This is a genomic window from uncultured Aquabacterium sp. (assembly GCF_947366995.1).
Taxonomy (GTDB): Bacteria; Pseudomonadota; Gammaproteobacteria; order Burkholderiales; family Burkholderiaceae_C; genus Aquabacterium.
The window spans coordinates 19579-33013 of sequence record NZ_CANBCC010000011.1 but is presented as its reverse complement, the minus strand read 5'-3'; the positions used below and the strand labels follow the sequence as shown (position 1 = coordinate 33013).

15 protein-coding genes are annotated in these 13435 nt (G+C 70.7%); 11 read left to right on the top strand and 4 right to left on the bottom strand.

The window, feature by feature from the left end; all coding sequences use genetic code 11:
- Positions 1 to 178: 178 nt before the first annotated feature.
- From Q0Z44_RS05155 to Q0Z44_RS05130, 6 genes are read left to right on the top strand one after another with little or no spacing between them, the layout of a single operon-like run.
- A complete protein-coding gene (locus Q0Z44_RS05155) occupies positions 179 to 1225 on the top strand; it encodes a beta-ribofuranosylaminobenzene 5'-phosphate synthase family protein (RefSeq protein WP_298011074.1) in 1047 nt (348 codons plus the stop codon).
- A gap of 17 nt (positions 1226 to 1242) precedes the next feature.
- On the top strand, positions 1243 to 2151 hold the full coding sequence (locus tag Q0Z44_RS05150) for an NAD(P)-dependent methylenetetrahydromethanopterin dehydrogenase (protein WP_298011073.1): 909 nt from the start codon (positions 1243 to 1245) through the stop codon (positions 2149 to 2151).
- Positions 2152 to 2161: 10 nt separating this feature from the next.
- Positions 2162 to 3325: an ATP-grasp domain-containing protein gene (locus tag Q0Z44_RS05145; protein WP_298011072.1), complete on the top strand. Its 1164-nt coding sequence runs from the start codon at positions 2162 to 2164 to the stop codon at positions 3323 to 3325.
- Positions 3300 to 4295: a methenyltetrahydromethanopterin cyclohydrolase gene (gene mch, locus Q0Z44_RS05140; protein WP_298011071.1), complete on the top strand. Its 996-nt coding sequence runs from the start codon at positions 3300 to 3302 to the stop codon at positions 4293 to 4295. The genes Q0Z44_RS05145 and mch overlap by 26 nt, the downstream gene beginning before the upstream one ends.
- A gap of 23 nt (positions 4296 to 4318) precedes the next feature.
- Positions 4319 to 5260, top strand: coding sequence for a RimK family alpha-L-glutamate ligase (locus Q0Z44_RS05135; protein WP_298011108.1), 942 nt, complete (start codon positions 4319 to 4321; stop codon positions 5258 to 5260).
- Complete coding sequence (locus tag Q0Z44_RS05130) at positions 5257 to 6183, top strand: triphosphoribosyl-dephospho-CoA synthase (RefSeq protein WP_298011070.1); 927 nt, start codon at positions 5257 to 5259, stop codon at positions 6181 to 6183. The genes Q0Z44_RS05135 and Q0Z44_RS05130 overlap by 4 nt, the downstream gene beginning before the upstream one ends.
- On the opposite strand, the gene Q0Z44_RS05125 is transcribed toward Q0Z44_RS05130, so the two are convergent.
- Positions 6184 to 6663: a dihydroneopterin aldolase gene (locus Q0Z44_RS05125; protein ID WP_298011069.1), complete on the bottom strand. Its 480-nt coding sequence runs from the start codon at positions 6661 to 6663 to the stop codon at positions 6184 to 6186.
- Positions 6664 to 6789: 126 nt separating this feature from the next.
- Between Q0Z44_RS05125 and Q0Z44_RS05120 the strand changes: the two genes are divergently transcribed.
- Genes Q0Z44_RS05120 through Q0Z44_RS05105 form a run of 4 tightly spaced genes read left to right on the top strand, consistent with a single transcriptional unit; the run spans position 6790 to position 10104 of the window.
- Positions 6790 to 7374, top strand: coding sequence for a flavoprotein (locus tag Q0Z44_RS05120; protein WP_109038769.1), 585 nt, complete (start codon positions 6790 to 6792; stop codon positions 7372 to 7374).
- Positions 7353 to 8729 (top strand): DUF6513 domain-containing protein, encoded by a 1377-nt coding sequence (locus Q0Z44_RS05115; protein ID WP_298011068.1) that lies wholly within the window; start codon positions 7353 to 7355, stop codon positions 8727 to 8729. Before Q0Z44_RS05120 ends, Q0Z44_RS05115 begins: the two co-directional genes overlap by 22 nt.
- Complete coding sequence (locus tag Q0Z44_RS05110; protein WP_298011067.1) at positions 8726 to 9334, top strand: DUF447 domain-containing protein; 609 nt, start codon at positions 8726 to 8728, stop codon at positions 9332 to 9334. The genes Q0Z44_RS05115 and Q0Z44_RS05110 overlap by 4 nt, the downstream gene beginning before the upstream one ends.
- Positions 9331 to 10104, top strand: a complete 774-nt coding sequence (locus Q0Z44_RS05105) for a (5-formylfuran-3-yl)methyl phosphate synthase (protein WP_298011066.1) — start codon at positions 9331 to 9333, stop codon at positions 10102 to 10104. The genes Q0Z44_RS05110 and Q0Z44_RS05105 overlap by 4 nt, the downstream gene beginning before the upstream one ends.
- On the opposite strand, the gene Q0Z44_RS05100 is transcribed toward Q0Z44_RS05105, so the two are convergent.
- The 3 genes from Q0Z44_RS05100 to Q0Z44_RS05090 are packed head-to-tail and all read right to left on the bottom strand — an operon-like array spanning position 10044 to position 12665.
- Complete coding sequence (locus Q0Z44_RS05100) at positions 10044 to 10646, bottom strand: aspartate kinase (protein WP_298011065.1); 603 nt, start codon at positions 10644 to 10646, stop codon at positions 10044 to 10046. The genes Q0Z44_RS05105 and Q0Z44_RS05100 overlap by 61 nt on opposite strands.
- Entirely contained in the window at positions 10634 to 11725 is a 1092-nt protein-coding gene (locus Q0Z44_RS05095) for a hydantoinase/oxoprolinase family protein (RefSeq protein ID WP_298011064.1), read from the bottom strand. The genes Q0Z44_RS05100 and Q0Z44_RS05095 overlap by 13 nt, the downstream gene beginning before the upstream one ends.
- On the bottom strand, positions 11718 to 12665 hold the full coding sequence (locus Q0Z44_RS05090) for an ATP-grasp domain-containing protein (RefSeq protein WP_298011063.1): 948 nt from the start codon (positions 12663 to 12665) through the stop codon (positions 11718 to 11720). The genes Q0Z44_RS05095 and Q0Z44_RS05090 overlap by 8 nt, the downstream gene beginning before the upstream one ends.
- 3 nt (positions 12666 to 12668) lie before the next feature.
- On the opposite strand from Q0Z44_RS05090, the gene Q0Z44_RS05085 reads away from it, so the two are divergent.
- Positions 12669 to 13367, top strand: coding sequence for a HisA/HisF-related TIM barrel protein (locus tag Q0Z44_RS05085; protein ID WP_298011062.1), 699 nt, complete (start codon positions 12669 to 12671; stop codon positions 13365 to 13367).
- The last annotated feature ends 68 nt before the right edge of the window (positions 13368 to 13435 follow it).

Below are 13435 nucleotides of genomic sequence, written 5' to 3'. Positions count from 1 at the left end.
CGGCACAGTGCCCCGGGGCCGCGCCACACACTGTGTCCTGGGGTCGCGACACTGTGTCGCCCCGGAGCGCGGCGGCGGGCCCGGGGTGCATCCCCGAACGGCTGAATCCCCTGCGGGCACACCGCGCGGCCCGGGCTTTGCTATGTGAGCGTCATCTCTCCACCGACCGGCTCACGACGTGAACGCGCTCACCGCCCTGCCTGCCCGCCCCTCGCTCGCCGCCCTGTCCGATCGGCCTGTGGCATCGGCGCAGGTCGTGCAGGTGCAGGCACCGGCCCGTCTCCATCTGGGCTTTCTCGACCCGGGTGCGTCGCTGGGACGGCGCTTCGGCAGCCTGGGGCTGACCATCAACGGGCTGGCCACCGTGATCGAGGCACGCCATGCCGACCGCGACAGCGTGTCGCTGGCCCCGGGCGTGCCCGAGGCAGAAGGCGCTCGCGCCCTGAGCTTCCTCCTGCGCACACGCCAGGCCCTGCCGGACAGCCGACCCGTGGCGCTGCGGCTGCAGCACCTGCTGCCCGAGCACCAGGGCTTCGGCTCGGGCACGCAGATGGCCCTGGCCATTGCCCATGCGGTGGCCAGGCTGGAAGGACACGCGCGCAGTGCCGCGGAACTGGCGTGCGCCACGGGCCGCGGTCTGCGGTCCGGCATCGGGATTGCCTCGTTCGAGCAGGGCGGGCTGCTGCTGGATGGCGGCCCGGGACGCCACGCGGCGCCCCTGCTGTGCCGCCTTGCGTTCCCCGAGGACTGGCCCGTGCTGCTGATCAAGGAGCCCGCCTCGCGGGGACTGTCCGGCGAGGCCGAGCGACAGGCCATCGCCAGCCTGCCCCCTTTGCCGCGTGAACACGCTGCGGCCATCTGCCACCGTGCACTCATGCAGGTGCTGCCTGCGGTGAGCGAGTCCGACTTTGCCGCCTTTGCGCAGGGGGTCAGCGCCATCCAGCGCCTGCTGGGCGGGCATTTCGCCCCGGCACAGGAGGGCCGCGTCTGGGCCAGCCCGCACGTCGCCCCCCTGTTGGACGCACTGGAACGCCAGCACGGCGCCGCCATCGGCCAGAGCTCGTGGGGACCCACCGGCTTTGCCATCTTCCCCTCGCTGGCCCGCGGCCAGGAAGCCGTGGCGTGGGCCGCGCAGCAAGGTCTCATCTCCGACGCAATCGCACTCCAGTGGGTGTCGGCCCGCAACCGCGGCGCCGATGTGCACTGGCTTCCTCACTCTGACTGAACCACCTGGCGCCGACCATGGAAAAGCCCTTCATCCTCCACCTCTTCACGCCCGAGGCCCGCGTCAGCCCGTTCGACGTCAACATGGCGGTCGACGCCGGCTACCAGGTGCTGATGCCCTACACCGGCGTCGAGCTGCCGATGGTCGTCGGCCTGACCCACGACGCCATCTTCTCGCGCGGGCCCAAGGGCGTCAGCCGCACCGGTCTTTTCATTGGGGGACGGGATGTGCTCCTGGCCGCCGACATGCTGGAGGCCGCGCAGAAGGCCATGGTGCCGCCGTTCGTGGTTTCGGTGTGCGCCGACCCCAGCGGGGCCTACACCACGGCGGCGGCCATGGTGGCCAGCGTGCAGCACCACCTGCGTCGTCGGCATGAGCGCTCGCTCGCCGGGCTGCGGGTGCTGGTTCTGGGCGGCACAGGCGCGGTCGGTCGGATCGCCGCGGTGCTAGCCGCACGCGAAGGCGCGACGGTCACCCTGTCGAGCCACACGGGGCAGGCCCATGCTGGCCAGGCCGCGCGGGCCACCGGCTCGCGCTTCAATGTGTCGCTGCAGGCCTGCTCGGGCCAGCATCCGGAGGACGTGCTCTCGGCACTGCAGCAGTGTGACGTGGTTCTGGCCACGGCCGCCGCAGGCGTGCGGGTGCTGTCGCTCACGCAACTGCAGCAGGCCCCCAGCGTTCTGATTGCGGCGGACCTCAACGCCGTCCCCCCCTCCGGCATCGAAGGCCTCGGCCCGCTGGACGACGGGGTGGCCCTGGGCGGCGGGCAGGCGGTGGGCATCGGCGCACTGGCCATCGGCAACGTGAAGTACCAGGTGCAGCAGCAGTTGCTCCGCCGGATGCGCGAGGCCAGCACGCCGCAGTGCCTGAGCTTCGAAGACGCGCACCGGGTGGCCTGCCAGCACCTCGGGCTGGTGGCAGCCTGAAGACCGCACGGTGGCCACGCTGATCGTCGCCGGGCTGAGCGCCCGCATCATGGCCGAAGCGGCCAGCCAGGACGGCTGGGACGTGGTTGCCCTCGATGCCTTTGGCGACACCGACACCCGCCGATGCGCCGCTGCGTGGCATGCGATCGGCCAGCCCGACGGCATGGGCGTGTCACCGGAGCGCACCCGCCGAGCCCTGGCGCAGTTCGCCGCCGATGCGGAGGTCATCGGGTGGGTGGCGGGCAGCGGCTTCGAAGGACTGTCTCGCTGGTTGGCGGACACACCGCTGCCCCTGATCGGCACGCCCCCTGCCGCGCTGCAGCGCCTGCGTGACCCGCTGTGCTGGTTCACCGCGCTGCAGGACCTGGCCCTGCCTTGCCCGGAAAGCCGGCTGCAGCCGCCCGCGCAGCCACGCGGCTGGCTGTGCAAGAGCCTGCACGCATGCGGGGGCAGCCATGTGCGACCTGCTTCAGAGCAAGACACACCGGCACCGGGCCGGTACTGGCAGCGCTGGCACCCGGGTCAGGCCATGTCGACCTTGTTTCTGGCGCATGCCGCGGGCACCGTGTGCCTGGGCCACAACCTTCAGGACAGCCGACCGGGACAACTGGGCGAGGCGCCCTGCCCCTGGCTGTACCAGGGCGCCATCGGTCCGGTCAGCCTGCCCACGTCGGTGGATCACGCGCTGCGCCACGCCCTCCAGGCCCTCACCCACCACTTCGGCCTCAGAGGGCTGTGCAGCCTGGACTTTCTCCTTGATGGCGAATCGATCCGCCTGCTCGAAGTCAACGCCCGCCCCACGGCCACCTGGCCCGTCTACGCCGAGGCAGGCCCGCTGATGAGCGCCCATGTCGCGGCCAGCCTGGCTCAGCCGCTGCCCGCGCTGCAGACGCCGCTCACCCCTTCGGGCCTCACCACGCTTTTCACCTCGCGCCCGCTTCAGATCACAACGGCGGTGCACGACGCCCTGCTGCAGCGGCCCTGGGTGCACGACATCCCGGAGCCCGGCACCCGCCTGACGGCCCACATGCCGCTGTGCACGCTGAGTGCGCAGGGAAGCCACCCGGCCGAGGTGCGCGCCCGGCTGTCCGCCCGCCGCGACACGCTCCAGAGACATCTGGCCACACTGCCCTCCACAGGACCCTTCCATGTCAGCCCTGCCCCTCACGCCTGAACACCTCAGCCTCAACCGCCTCGCCGAGCCGCTGGTCGACCAGTTGCTGGACGAGGCCGACACCCTGGGCCTGTCGGTCCACGTCAATGACCGCGGCACCCGCCTGGTGGACGCGGGGCTCGCCGTGCCGGGCAGCCTCGACGCGGGGCTGCTGGTGGCCCGGATCTGCATGGCGAACCTGGGCCAGATCCAGCTCCGGCATTTGCCTCAGGCCGGCTGGCCCACCTGGGTCGAGATCGACAGCGCCCATCCCGTGCTGGCGTGCCTGGGCAGCCAGTACGCGGGCTGGAGCCTGTCGGCTTCGAAGGAAGAAACCGGAGGCAAGCGCTTCTTCGCCCTGGGGTCGGGTCCGGCACGGGCTCTGGCTGGCAAAGAGGCGCTGTTCGACGAACTGCGCTACCAGGACCGCGCCGACCGGGGCGTGCTCGTGCTGGAGGTGGACAGGGTTCCGCCCACGGTGGTGATCGACAAGATTCTGGCCGACTGCCACCTGCCGGCCGATGGGCTGACGCTGATCGTCACCCCCACCACCAGCCCGGCCGGAACCACCCAGGTGGTGGCGCGGGCCCTGGAAGTGGCCTTGCACAAGGCCCACGAACTGCACTTCCCGCTGGAGAACATCGTGCATGGCCGCGCCATGGCCCCGCTGCCTGTCCCCAGCCCCGACGGCCTTCAGGCCATGGGGCGCACCAACGACGCCATCCTGTACGGTGGGCAGGTTCACCTCACGGTGCGCTGCGACGACGACGAAGCCCGTCAACTCGCCATGGCCCTGCCTTCATCCAACTCGCCGGCATACGGGCGCTCCTTCGCCGACGTGTTCGAGGCGGCCGGCTTCGACTTCTACAAGATCGACCCGGCCCTGTTCGCCCCAGCGGAAGTCTGGGTCAGCAACCAGCAGAGTGGCCACACCTTCCATGCCGGCCAGTGCGACATGGGCCTGCTGAGACAGCAGTGGCTCAAGGAGTGAGCGTGACAAACCGCATCGCCATCATGACCGACACGGTGGGCTGGCATTGCCGACGCCTGCAGGACGCGCTGCAGGCCCGCGGCATGGTGGGTCACTGCGTGGACCTGTCGGCCTGCCGCATCGACACCACCGCCTCCTGGCATGGACTGCAGTTGCCCGGCTTCGACCATGCCCTGCCCCAGGCCGTCATCGTGCGTGCCGTGGCCGGTGGCACCTTCGAGCAGGTCACCAAGCGGCTCGGCGTGCTGCACGCCTTGAACGACCTGGGCGTGCCGGTCTACAACAGCCCCCGCGCCATCGAGCACAGCGTCGACAAGTCTGCCACCAGCGTCCGCCTGCATGCCGCAGGCATTCCAACCCCGCCCACCTGGGCCACCGAGTCGCCCGCAGAGGCCGAGCGCATCGTGGTGCGGGAAGCCGCTGCCGGCCGGGCCGTGGTGGTCAAGCCGCTGTTCGGCTCGCAGGGCAAGGGCCTGGCACTGGCCGGGTGGGTCAACGGCGCCTATCAGGCTCTGCCACCGCTGGCCACGCCGCTGTATGGCGGCATGGCCTATCTGCAACGCTACCTGCCACCGGTCAGCGAGCCCGGCTTCGACTGGCGCGTGCTCGTCATCGGCGGACAGGCGGTCGGCGCCATGCGGCGCGTCAGCCGGCACTGGGTGCACAACATCGCCCAGGGGGCACGGGCCGAACGCCAGCCGCTGACGCCCGAACTGGCGGAGCTGGCCGAGCGTGCCACGGCCGCCCTGGGGCTGGACTATGCCGGCGTCGACCTCATGGCCGCGCGCCTCGGTCCGCACGGCCCGACGGACCTGCAGGTGCTGGAGGTCAATGGGGTGGCAGCCTGGCAGGGGCTGCAGCAGGTGATGGACCAGCCTCTGGCGCCGCTGATCGTCAACGACCTGATCGACCGCAAGATGGCGCAGCACGGTCCGGCCATCCGCATCGCGCGGCACCGCCCATGAAGGCCCGCGCCGAAGTGGCCTTCCGGCTGGCCTGCTGTCTGGACGTGGCGGTGCGCAAGCCGGGCAACGTCAGCCTGGCGAGCCCCGGTCACGGCATGGCGGCCCGACACTTTCTGGACAGCGCCCGGGTGGCCGGGCCGGCCTTGTTCCAACCGGGCGCGACGGTCGGCGCCCGCATCGAGCAAGCCGTGTCAGCCACGCGCGCCGTGGCAGGCTGCAACACCAACCTGGGCATCGTGTTGCTGACCGCCCCGCTGGCCGCTGCACTGGAGGCGGCCCCCGATGAGCCGGTGGCGACCGGGCCCTGGCAGCAGGCCACCGAAGGCGTGCTGCACGCCCTGACCCGCGACGACGCGGCAGCGGCCTTCCGCGCCATTGCCCTGGCTGCACCGGGCGGCCTGGGCAAGGTGCCCGATCAGGATGTGCACGCGCCCCCCACCGTCACCCTGCGCGACGCCATGGCGCTCGCCGCCCCGCGGGACCGCGTTGCCATGCAGTACATGCAGGCGCATGACGATGTGTTCCACCCGCTGCTGAACACCTTGCGCTCCGCCTGGCGACAGCGCATGGAAAGCAGCCCGCCAGGGCGGGATGGGGCCCGAGCCGCACTCGTTCACAGCGTGCAGATGACCTTTCTGCATGCACTGAGCCACTGGCCCGATTCGCATGTGGCGCGCAAGCACGGCGAGGCCACCGCACAGCAGATCATGACCGAGGCCCGCCCCTGGCTGGCCAGGGGCCACAGCGGCGTGGGGTTCGACGGCCTGCTCGCATGGCAGGACTGGGACAGCGCACTCAAGGCCCGGGGACTGAACCCCGGCACCAGCGCTGACCTCACGGTGGCGACCCTGCTGGTGGCGGCCCTGACCGAGCCCGATTGGGCCGAGGCGGCCATGGCCCTGGTCGGGGCCATGCCGGACTGATCAGGCTGAGACCGGGCGAACGTCCGGGCTCTTGATGCGAGCCCGGGGCGGCGCAAAGTCACCCGCGCGGCGTTCGATGACGACGCCCACCGCCACCACATCATCGAACTTGCGGGGCTTGGCCACCGCCACCCGCGTCCACACCGCGCCGAACTCCATCACCAGGATCCGGGCCACGTCCTCGGCCAGAGCCTCGAGCAGCTGCACGCCGTGCTCCGCCAGCAGGCGCAGCACCCGGCCCCGCACCACGCTGTAGTCGATCGTGTCGTGGATGCGGTCCGTCGCGCAGGCATGGGAGCGGGGCAGGCCCGCCTGCAGGTCGATGCGGACCGGCTGCGTGACTTCCAGCTCGTCATCGTGGATGCCGATCACGGTGTCGGCCACGAGGCCCTCGATGAAGATGATGTCCAGCGCTTCGCCGGGGACGGGGTTCGCATGCCGGGGCAGTTGTCCGACGTGCAGCAGCTCGAGGCTGGTCATGGGGTGCTCCTTGTGGTCGCCAGGTGGCCACCGATCCAACTGAGGGGTTTGCCCGGCTGGCACGGCTTGTGCACTTGCAGGCGAGAACACACCCCGTTCTGCAAGTTGCATGCCCCTGACCACGCCATGAATGCCCCCTGCCCTTCCCCCCTCGCTGGCAGCCGCATCGCCTGGGCCATCACCGGCTCGGGCCATGGCCTGGTCGAGTCCCTGGCGCTGGCCAGAAGCCTGCCCGATGTGGACCTCTTTCTGTCCGCCGCGGCAGAAGAGGTCCTGCCCCAGTACGGCCACACGCTCGATGCCCTGCGCGCCGACTTCAAGGTCTTCCGCGACAAGAGCGCCAGCGCCATCCCGGTGGGCCAGCTGTATGCCGGCGTCTACCACACCGTCGTCATCGCCCCGGCCACCAGCAACACCGTGGCGAAATGCGCGCTCGGGATCTCCGACACGCTGCCCACCAACATGCTGGCCCAGGCAGGCAAGCTGGGCATCCTGAGCATCGTCTTCGCCTGTGACACCGAGCCCGTCGTGGTCACCCGCGCACCGCATGACTGGGTGACCCTGCGGCCCCGGCGCATCGAACTCGATCATGTTGCGCGCCTGCGGGAACTGGACCACTGCCAGGTCGTGTGCAACATCCCCGAACTCGAAGCGGCCCTGGCCGCCCGGCGCAACAAGGTGTCCGATACATGGAACACATCGTCTTTCTGACGGGGCACCTGGCGCACCCTGCGCTGGAACGCGTGCTGCACGGCCTGGCCCCGACGCCCTTCACCTGGGAGATCCGCGACATCGGCCTGCAGGTGGCCGCCCTGATGACGGCGGACATGATCCGCCGCCGTGTGCCGGCGCCCGTCCAGGCCGATCGGATGATCGTGCCCGGGCGCTGCATGGGCGACGTCGCCACCTTGAGCGCCCACTACGGCATCCCGGTGGAGCGGGGCCCGGAAGAGCTCAAGGACCTGCCCCGCTTTTTCAAGCGTGCGCAGCAGCCGGTCGACCTCACGCAGTACCGCACGCGCATCTTTGCCGAGATCGTGGACGCCCCCCGCCTCGATGTCGCAGGCATCCTCGCCCGCGCGCGGCAACACCGGTCCGAAGGGGCCGATGTGATCGACCTCGGCTGTCTGCCGGCCACGCCCTTCCCGCACCTGGAAGACGCCGTGCGGGCGCTGAAGCGCGAGGGCCACACGGTGAGCGTGGACACCCCCGACCCCCAGGAGCTGCTGCGGGGCGGCCGGGCCGGAGCCGACTACCTGCTGAGCCTCAACATCGACACGCTGTGGGTGGCCGACGAGGTGGCTTCGGTGCCGGTGCTGATTCCGCGCACCCCGACGGACACGGCCTCGCTGGACGAGGCGATTGCCGGCATGCAGGCCCGAGGCCGGCCCTTCCTGGCCGACCCCATCCTCGACCCTCTGCCCTTCGGCTTCACCGAATCCGTGGTGCGCTACCACGGGCTGCGGGCACGCCATCCGGACATCGACATCCTGATGGGCGTGGGCAACCTCACGGAGCTGCTGGAGGCGGACACGAGCGGCATCAATGCGGTGCTGCTGGGCATCGCGGCCGAACTCGACATCGCCGCCATCCTGACCACGCAGGTCAGCGGCCATGCGCGCCGTGCCATCCGCGAGGCCGACTGGGCCCGGCGCATCCACCACGCTGCCCACCAGATGCACATGCTGCCCAAGGGGCTGAGCGACGCCCTGATGACCGTGCACGCCAAGCACCCCTTCCCCGACAGCCCCGCCGAGATCGAGCAGACCGCCGCGGCCGTGCGCGACCCGAACTTCCGCGTGCAGGTCTCCGAGCAAGGCATCCACGTTTACAACCGCGACGGGCACCGCCTGGGACAAGACCCCTTCGCACTGTGGCCCACGCTGGGCCTGGAGCACGACGCCTCTCATGCCTTCTACATGGGCGTGGAACTGGCACGGGCGCAGGTGGCCTTTCAGCTGGGCAAGCGGCATGTTCAGGATCAACCACTGAGCTGGGGATGCGCGGTCGACGCGGCTCAGGATGGCGCACACCGTTGCGCCCCACCGGCCCGGGAGCGTGCATGAACGACCAGATCTTCGAAGCCGTGGTGAGCACGCTGGACCCGCAGGGCACACCACACCTGGCCCCCATGGGCGTGCGCTATCTGGCAGGCGATGCGCCGTCCGTGCGCCTGCTGCCCTTCAAGCCGTCCCGCACGCTGGATCACATCCTGAACCGGGGGACGGCCGTGCTCAATGTGCTGACGGACACCCGGGTGTTTGCCGGCTGCGTGACCGGCCGCCGCACCTGGCCCACCGTGCCGTTGAACGGCGTGGCGGGGGTGCGCCTCGCCTGTGCGCTGCGGCACCTTGCCCTGCAACTGACCGACGTGCAGCCGGATGCGCAACGCCCCGTGCTGACCCTGTCGGTGGTGCAGGCACAGGACCATGCCCCTTTCCTCGGATTCAACCGGGCGCAGGCCGCGGTCATCGAAGGTGCGGTGCTGGTAAGCCGCCTGCACCTGCTGCCCCTGCACCAGATTCAGAACGAGATGCGTCCACTGCAGGTGGCCATCGACAAGACCGCCGGCCCGCAGGAGCGCGAAGCATGGCAATGGCTGTGCGAGGCCGTGGCCCGCCACGCCCTGCAACCGGACTCCCCGTCCAACCTGAATGGAGCGACCGCATGAATTCCCCCCTCCACGGCGTGCTGGTGAGTGTGCGCAATCTGGACGAAGCATGCCGGGCGCAGGCGGCAGGCGTGGACCTGATCGACCTGAAGGAGCCCGCCGACGGGGCGCTGGGCGGCCTGCCCTGTGCCCTCATCCGTGAGGTGGTCACCGGCCTGCGCGGTCGCGGCCACCATGGTCCGCTCAGCGCCACCATCGGCGACGTGCCCATGACCAAGCTCGACACCATCCTGGCCCGCGTGCAGGCCGTGGCAGCAACCGGGGTGGACATCGTCAAGGTCGGGATCACGTCCGGCCCGGAAGCCGCTGCCGTGATCGATGCCCTCGCGCCCCTGCCCTGCGCCATCATTCCGGTGTTCCTGGCCGACGATGGCCTGGACCCGCTGCTGCTGGACCGCGCCCACCGCGCACGCTTTCCCGCCCTGATGCTGGACACGGCCCGCAAGGACCGGGGCAGCCTGTTCGATGTGCTGGCGCAGGCCGAGCTGCGGGACTTCGTCTCAGCCTGTCATCGCCATGGTCAGGGCGCGGGCCTGGCCGGGGCGCTGCGCTTCCGGCACCTTGCAGACCTGGCCGCGCTGTCTCCAGACTATGTCGGCTTCCGCAGCGCCGTGTGCATCGGAGACCGGGCGCAGGGCCTGCAGACCGATCTCGCCCGGGCGCTGATGGCCCAGGCGGCCACATGGGGCCTGTCGCGCAAGCGGCGGCCTCACGCCATCGACGTGCCGATGGGCGTCCCGGTGAGCCAGCTGCGCAGCGTCTCGACCTGATCGCTGGACAGGACATCGATCGCCAGGCCTGCGTGGCGGGCCATGGGTTCGAAGGCAGCATCCACGATGCCCCGTGCAGCCCATTCCGCGACATCCCATCGGGGCTCGACGGCGCACGATTTCACCAGCGTCAGGCGCTCGGCATTGAGCTGGCGTGCCAGCCACAGCGCCAGGCTGTCGGAGGTCACTTCCCAGCTGGTGAGTTCGTCGGGCTGGTCACGCAAGGCCTGCATCGGCATCCACAAGGCGGTGCCCCCACGGCGCAGCACCCGGCGCACATCGGCTGTCGAGAGCACCGGCTCGAGCGTGCCCACGAGGCTGCGCATCATCATCGCGGTCTGGGCCATGGCCAGCACGGCCATGTTGTGCGCGGCCACGTCATCGAACTGCCAATGCCGCTGGGCCGTGCGCACCTCGTCTGCAAAGCGCCCGCCGCCGGGCACGACGACCACGCGCCCCCGACCCACGGTCGCGAGCAAGGCCAGCCACTCGGGCAGGCGTTCGCCCTCGGCCAGGCTGCCGCCCAGCTTCACGACCCACATGCGGCATCCTCCTGCGCGCACAGACAGGCCACCGCCACGCTCGGCGCACACACATCGGCCCAGGTGGCCGTGTCCGGCGTGGCATCCGAGGCCATCGAGAACGCCAAGGTGTTCAGGCGATGCACAGGGCGGTTCATCATCCGGCCCAGCGCTTCCACCAGAAACTGTCCGCACCCTGCCGCCACCAGCGGCGCATCGGCCGGCAACCCGGCCTGTCGGGACACGCGGTTCACCTGTTCGGCCGTCCAGTCCAGCTGCGCCTGCCGCCAGGTGTGGGCCAGCGCCCGCCAGGCGGGCAGATCGGCGTCTCGCCCGTCCAGCCCGATCAGGCGCGCCAGCCGCTGGCAGCTGCCATCCAGGTCCTTCGCGCCCCCATCGGCCGCCGGGTACTGGTCATGCACAGCCTGCAGTTCGCCAGTCAGGCGGTACACATCGGCCGTGGTCGCGAAGAACTCGTTCATCACATTGCGCAGCAACCCCGCGAAGGGCACCTGGCGGGCCAGCACACACACCGGCGTGCGCGCCACGCCCAGGTAAACCAGCTCACCCGTGGCCAGCCGGCTGGCATCCGTCCGCCCCAGGGCTCGCACATCGCCACCCTGCAGGGCGATGATGTCGGTCGTCGTGCTGCCGATGTCGACCAGCAGCCCGCTGCCCACGGCACGCGCTGCCACGGCGGCGGTGGCCAGCCAGTTGGCCGAGGCCACCGCCTGCCACGCAGGGTGCAGCGTCTCGAGCGCAGGCCAGCCCGCCTCGCCGGCATAGAACCGAAGACTCTGGCCTGGCAGCGCAGCCATGCGCTGTGCAATGGCCATCACGCCATCTTCTCGGTGGGCGAAGGCATCGACCATTTCCCCGCTCATGGTGACCGCATGGTGCACACGGGCCATGTCGGGCCAGTGCTGCTGCGCGGCCTGCAGCACCGCATCGAGCTGGTCCAGACCCTGCCACAGCGGACAGGCCCACTGCCGCACCGCCTGCACGCGGCCTCGCGCCACGCGACAGGCCTTGACGTGCGCCCCGCCGATGTCCCAGCCGACATACGGCGTGCCTTCGCTGGTTCCGTCGCGCTCACGCATGCGCCTTCTCCGGCACAGGTCGTCCCTCTGGCGCAAAGACATCGAGCAGCATGGCGCCCAGGCTCAGGCCGGTCGCCTCCGACAGGCCGGCAAACGCCCAGGTCACACGAGGGTTGACCTCGATCACCACGGGCCCGAACACAGGGTGGTCCACGTAATCGATGCCGACAAAGCCCTTCAGACCCGGTATGGCCGCCACCACCTGTCGTGCCAGCCGCGCAAGCCGGGCCCGTGCCGGATCCCCCTCCCCGATCACATTGCGTGTGAGGCCCGCCATGCTCACGTGGCCGTCGGGGGCCACGTGCATGTGCAGCTGGTTGACGCTGACCAGCGTCGTGCCCGATGCGCCCACCACCAGAGACAGGCTCATCGGCAGGCCGTCCACCCAGGGCTCGAGGGTGCTGGTCAGCCCGCGGGCGTCGCGGTCGGCCCAGGCCATCCGGGCCTCTTCTTCACGTTGGAACCGTTGTGTGGCCAGCGCCCCGGCACCGTCATCGGGCTTCACGACCCACGCCCGGGCCGCCTGGCGCACCGCCGGGTCCAGCGGCGTCAGCACGCCCACCGCCTCCAGGGCGGCGAGCGTCAGGCTCTTGCTCGTGGCCACCCGGATGGCATCCGGGTCACAGCCCATCCAGCGCGCAGCCGGCACGCTCGCACAGCACGCCGCCAGCAGGCCCTCGGCCTCGGGCGCCACCGCCCAGATCAGGTCATGGCCCACGGCCAGCCGCGAGAGCAGCGCGGGCGCCGACTCCCCGGGCCGGGCGCGCACGCCACCGTCCTCCCACGGCGCCGCCACATGCGACACTGTGACGCCCGGAAGCGCCGCCAGGGACGACACCATGGCCGTGCGCATGTCCCGCCCCACGGACAACAGCTCGGCTTGATCGCCTTCCGCTCCCGCGCTGAGGTGTTCGTACACCAACACTGACAAAGGCCTCATGGTATGAACGTGATCCCGGTGATGGATGTGAAAGAGGGGCGCGTGGTCCACGCCCGCCGCGGCGCACGCGACCAGTACCAGTCCGTGCGTTCCGACCTGTGCCCCGGCGATGACCCGATCGGGGTGACGCAGGCGCTGCTCCGGTACACCGGCGCCCGCCAGCTGTACCTGGCCGACCTCGATGCACTGCAGGGCAAGGGACTGCAAACCGCCGTGCTGGCGCGCCTGAGAACCGCCCTGCCCGACATCTGCCTGTGGGTCGATGCCGGCATCCGGCGCCCGGATGACCTGGACGCCCTGCTGGCTTGCTTCGCGCCCTCGCCCCAGCAACTGGTGGCGGTGCTGGGCAGCGAGTCCCTGTCTTCGCTCGAGGCCCTGCGCGGCTGTCTCGCGCGCCATCCGGCCTGCGCGCTGTCGCTGGACCATCGCCATGGCCAGCCGATCGACCCTGCCGCCTGCTGGTCGTCTCCGCAGGACTGGCCCGAGCGGGTGATTGCCATGAACCTCGACCAGGTCGGCGCCGAAGCGGGCCCCGACCTCGGCCTGATCCGGCAGATCCGGTCGCATGCGCCCGACGCCCACGTGCTGGGGGCCGGCGGCATCCGTGATGACGCCGACCTGAACGCGGCCGCCCAGGCCGGCGCCCATGGGTGGCTGGTGGCCAGCGCACTGCACCAGCGGCGGCTTCCACCCGCCAGCTGACAGCAGCAGCGGACGGGGCAAGCGGGTGGCGGCGCAGACCAGGACATGCCATCGACCAAACAGAATTC

Bases quoted from the DNA above. Each gene is read 5' to 3' on its own strand.
- Q0Z44_RS05150 (WP_298011073.1), top strand. From the start codon at position 1,243: ATGGAAAAGCCCTTCATCCTCCACCTCTTCACGCCCGAGGCCCGCGTC.
- mch (WP_298011071.1), top strand. From the start codon at position 3,300: ATGTCAGCCCTGCCCCTCACGCCTGAACACCTCAGCCTCAACCGCCTC.
- Q0Z44_RS05135 (WP_298011108.1), top strand. From the start codon at position 4,319: ATGACCGACACGGTGGGCTGGCATTGCCGACGCCTGCAGGACGCGCTG.
- Q0Z44_RS05130 (WP_298011070.1), top strand. From the start codon at position 5,257: ATGAAGGCCCGCGCCGAAGTGGCCTTCCGGCTGGCCTGCTGTCTGGAC.
- Q0Z44_RS05125 (WP_298011069.1), bottom strand. From the start codon at position 6,663: ATGACCAGCCTCGAGCTGCTGCACGTCGGACAACTGCCCCGGCATGCG.
- Q0Z44_RS05120 (WP_109038769.1), top strand. From the start codon at position 6,790: ATGAATGCCCCCTGCCCTTCCCCCCTCGCTGGCAGCCGCATCGCCTGG.
- Q0Z44_RS05115 (WP_298011068.1), top strand. From the start codon at position 7,353: ATGGAACACATCGTCTTTCTGACGGGGCACCTGGCGCACCCTGCGCTG.
- Q0Z44_RS05110 (WP_298011067.1), top strand. From the start codon at position 8,726: ATGAACGACCAGATCTTCGAAGCCGTGGTGAGCACGCTGGACCCGCAG.
- Q0Z44_RS05105 (WP_298011066.1), top strand. From the start codon at position 9,331: ATGAATTCCCCCCTCCACGGCGTGCTGGTGAGTGTGCGCAATCTGGAC.
- Q0Z44_RS05100 (WP_298011065.1), bottom strand. From the start codon at position 10,646: ATGTGGGTCGTGAAGCTGGGCGGCAGCCTGGCCGAGGGCGAACGCCTG.
- Q0Z44_RS05095 (WP_298011064.1), bottom strand. From the start codon at position 11,725: ATGCGTGAGCGCGACGGAACCAGCGAAGGCACGCCGTATGTCGGCTGG.
- Q0Z44_RS05090 (WP_298011063.1), bottom strand. From the start codon at position 12,665: ATGAGGCCTTTGTCAGTGTTGGTGTACGAACACCTCAGCGCGGGAGCG.
- Q0Z44_RS05085 (WP_298011062.1), top strand. From the start codon at position 12,669: ATGAACGTGATCCCGGTGATGGATGTGAAAGAGGGGCGCGTGGTCCAC.